A 4,120-nucleotide genomic window follows, 5' to 3' on the forward strand; every position below is an offset into this window, starting at 1 on the left:
GAGATCAACACCGTGCGCGGCAACGTCAACTGGATGAACGCGCGCCGCCGCACCATGGAATCGGAGCTGCTCGGCCCCGATCTCGACAAGATGTGGCCGCTGATCCCGCACGGCCAGTCCGATACCGCCAGCCTCGACAATGCGCTCGAACTGCTGCTGGCGGGCGGCTACAGCCTGGCCCACGCGGTGATGATGCTGATCCCGGAAGCCTGGGCCGGCAACCCGCTGATGGATGCCAAGCGCCGCGCCTTCTATGAATACCACGCCGCGCTGATGGAGCCGTGGGACGGCCCTGCTGCCGTTGCCTTCACCGATGGCCGCCAGATCGGCGCTACGCTCGATCGCAACGGTCTGCGCCCCGCCCGCTTCTCGATCACGCGCGACGATCTCGTCTGCATGGCGTCGGAAAGCGGCGTGCTGCCGTTCCGCGAGGAAGATATCGTGCGCAAGTGGCGGCTTCAGCCGGGCCGCATGCTGCTGATCGATCTCGAGCAGGGCCGCATCATCGAGGACGAGGAAATCAAGGCGCAGCTCGCCGGCGAGGAGCCCTACGAGGAATGGCTCGCCGCCGCGCAGTACAAGCTCAAGGAACTCGCCGTGGTCGAGCCCGAGGAAGCCGCGCTGCCCGCGCCGGCCGCGTCGCTCCTCGATCGCCAGCAGGCCTTCGGCTACACGCAGGAAGACATCGCCAAGTTCCTCGAACCGATGGCGACGACAGGCGACGATCCGATCGGCTCGATGGGCACCGATACCCCCATCGCGGTCCTCTCGAACCGCTCGCGCCTGCTCTACGATTACTTCAAGCAGAACTTCGCGCAGGTCACCAACCCGCCGATCGACCCGATCCGCGAGGAGCTCGTGATGAGCCTCGTCTCGATGATCGGTCCGCGCCCGAACCTGCTTGGCCACGATGCCGGCACGCACAAGCGCCTGGAAGTCGATCAGCCGATCCTCACCAACGCCGATATCGCCAAGATCCGCTCGGTCGAAGCCGCGCTCGACGGCGCCTTCCGCACCGAGACGATCGACACGACGTGGGACGCCAGCACTGGCGCCGCGGGCCTTGAAATGGCGATCAAGGAAATGTGCTGGGCCGCCACCGAAGCGGTGCTGGCAGACAAGAACATCCTGATCCTGTCCGACCGCGCGCAGGATGCGGGCCGCATCGCGATGCCGGCGCTGCTCGCCACTGCGGCTGTCCACCACCACCTCGTCCGTCAGGGCCTGCGCATGCAGACCGGCCTCGTCGTGGAAACCGGCGAAGCGCGCGAAGTGCACCACTTCTGCGTCCTCGCGGGCTACGGCGCGGAAGCGATCAATCCCTACCTCGCGTTCGAAACGCTGGAATCGATCCGCGCCAGCCGCGAACTGCCGCTCACGGCCTACGAGGTCGAGAAGAACTACATCAAGGCAATCGACAAGGGCATCCTCAAGGTCATGTCCAAGATGGGCATCTCGACCTACCAGTCTTATTGCGGTGCACAGATCTTCGACGCGGTCGGTCTCAGCTCGGCCTTCATCGACAAGTACTTCACCGGCACCGCCACGATGATCGAGGGCGTCGGCCTGCAGGAAATCGCGGAAGAGACGGTGCGCCGTCACGCCGCGGCCTATGGCGACAGCCCGCTCTACCGCAAGATGCTCGACGTCGGCGGCATGTACCAACTGCGCCTGCGCGGCGAGGAACATGCGTGGACGGCGGAGAACGTCGCAGCACTCCAGCACGCGGTGCGCGGCAATATCCCGGACAAGTACCGCGAGTTCGCGCAGACGATCAACGACCAGTCGGCGCGCATGCTCACCATCCGCGGCCTGCTCGAATTCAAGCCCGCGAACGATCCCGTGCCGCTCGACGAGGTCGAATCCGCGAGCGACATCGTCAAGCGCTTCGCCACCGGCGCGATGTCGTTCGGCTCGATCAGCCGCGAAGCGCACACCACGCTCGCCGTCGCGATGAACCGCATCGGCGGCAAGTCCAACACCGGCGAAGGCGGCGAGGAGCCTGATCGCTTCGTGCCGCTGCCCAATGGCGATTCGATGCGCTCGGCGATCAAGCAGGTCGCCTCAGGCCGCTTCGGTGTCACCACCGAATACCTCGTCAATGCCGACGACATCCAGATCAAGATGGCCCAAGGCGCCAAGCCCGGCGAAGGCGGCCAGCTGCCGGGTGACAAGGTCGACAAGGTGATCGGCAGGACCCGCCACTCGACGCCCGGTGTCGGCCTCATCTCGCCGCCGCCGCACCACGATATCTACTCGATCGAGGATCTCGCCCAGCTGATCCACGACTTGAAGAACGTGAACGGCAAGGCGCGCGTCTCGGTCAAGCTCGTCTCCGAAGTCGGCGTCGGCACGGTCGCGGCGGGCGTCTCGAAGTGCAAGGCGGACCACGTCACGATCTCGGGCTACGAAGGCGGCACTGGCGCCTCTCCGCTCACCTCGCTCACTCACGCGGGCAGCCCCTGGGAGATCGGCCTCGCCGAAACCCAGCAGACGCTGCTCCTCAACAACCTGCGCAGCCGCATCGCGGTGCAGGCGGACGGCGGCCTGCGCACCGGGCGCGATGTCGCGGTTGCGGCGCTCCTCGGCGCGGACGAGTTCGGCTTTGCCACCGCCCCGCTCATCGCGGCGGGCTGCATCATGATGCGCAAGTGCCACCTCAACACCTGCCCGGTCGGCGTCGCCACGCAGGATCCGGTGCTGCGCGCGCGCTTCACCGGCCAGCCCGAGCACGTGATCAACTACTTCTTCTTCGTCGCCGAAGAACTGCGCGCGATCATGGCCGAGCTCGGCTTCCGCACCGTCGGTGAGATGGTCGGCCGTGTCGATTGCCTCGATACGCGCGAGGCGATCACGCACTGGAAGGCGCGCGGGATCGACCTCTCGCGCCTCCTCCACCGTGTCGAACCCGCGCCGGGCACCACACTCGGCTGGAGCGGCCGCCAGGATCACGGCCTCGAGGCCGCGCTCGACAACACGCTGATCGCCGCCGCCGAGCCTGCGCTCCAACGCGGTGAGGCGGTGCGGATCGAAAGCAAGGTCCGCAACGTCAACCGCACCGTCGGCGCGATGCTCTCGGGCGAGGTCGCCAAGCGCTACGGCCACCGCGGCCTGCCCGCAGGCACGATCCACGTCACGCTCACCGGCGTCGCGGGCCAGTCGTTCGGCGCCTTCCTCGCGCACGGCGTCACGCTCGATCTCACCGGCGATGCCAACGACTATGTCGGCAAGGGCCTCTCCGGCGGCCGCGTCATCGTCCGTCCGCCGTCGCATGTCGAACGCGCCGCGAACGAGAACATTATCGTCGGCAACACCGTGCTCTACGGCGCCATCGCGGGTGAGGCCTACTTCAACGGCGTTGCGGGCGAACGCTTCGCGGTGCGCAATTCGGGCGCCGTCGCGGTGGTCGAAGGCACCGGCGATCATGGCTGCGAATACATGACCGGCGGCGTGGTCGTCGTCCTTGGCAAGACGGGGCGCAACTTCGCCGCGGGCATGTCGGGCGGCGTCGCTTATGTTTATGATCCGGAAGGCCGTTTCCCCGCCCTCTGCAACGCCGCGATGGTCGACGTTCTCCCTGTCAGCGCCGAGCGTGACGAGGATGAAGGCACCGGCCGCCCGCAGCAGCGCGGGGTGGACGTCACCGACTTCGGCATGGGCGACATGCTGCGCCACGATGCAGAGCGCCTGCGCATCCTCGTCGAGCGCCACCACCTCCACACCGGCAGCAAGCACGCCCGCGCGCTGCTTGATAACTGGGCCGAGGCGCTGCCGCACTTCGTCAAGGTCATGCCGCGCGATTATGCCCGCGCGCTGCGCCAGCTCGAAGCCGAGCGCGCCGCAGCCGCCAGCGTCGCCGCAGAATAATCTAAGGTATCAGAGCAATGGGCAAGGCAACCGGCTTCCTCGAAATCGATCGCAAGGATCGTTCCTACGACGCGCCGCAGGAGCGTCTGAAGCACTACCGCGAGTTCGTCATCCCGCATGACGACAGCACGCTCAAGGGCCAGGCGGCGCGCTGCATGAACTGCGGCATTCCGTACTGTCACAACGGCTGCCCGGTGAACAACCAGATCCCCGACTGGAACCACCTCGTCTACGAGAACGACTGGCGCACCGC

The 4,120-nt window shown here is 66.8% G+C and carries 1 protein-coding gene and 1 pseudogene; both read left to right on the plus strand.

Annotated elements, in window-relative coordinates; translation table 11 throughout:
- On the plus strand, nucleotides 1-3,867 hold a 3,867-nt coding region (gltB, locus tag Q0082_RS16510; RefSeq protein WP_298194709.1), incomplete at its 5' end, for a glutamate synthase large subunit.
- 17 nt (nucleotides 3,868-3,884) lie between these two features.
- Nucleotides 3,885-4,120 (plus strand): annotated as a pseudogene (gltD, locus tag Q0082_RS16515) (glutamate synthase); the annotation flags it as partial.

The sequence above is a fragment of the Novosphingobium sp. genome (genome assembly GCF_027489515.1).
Lineage (GTDB): Bacteria > Pseudomonadota > Alphaproteobacteria > Sphingomonadales > Sphingomonadaceae > Novosphingobium.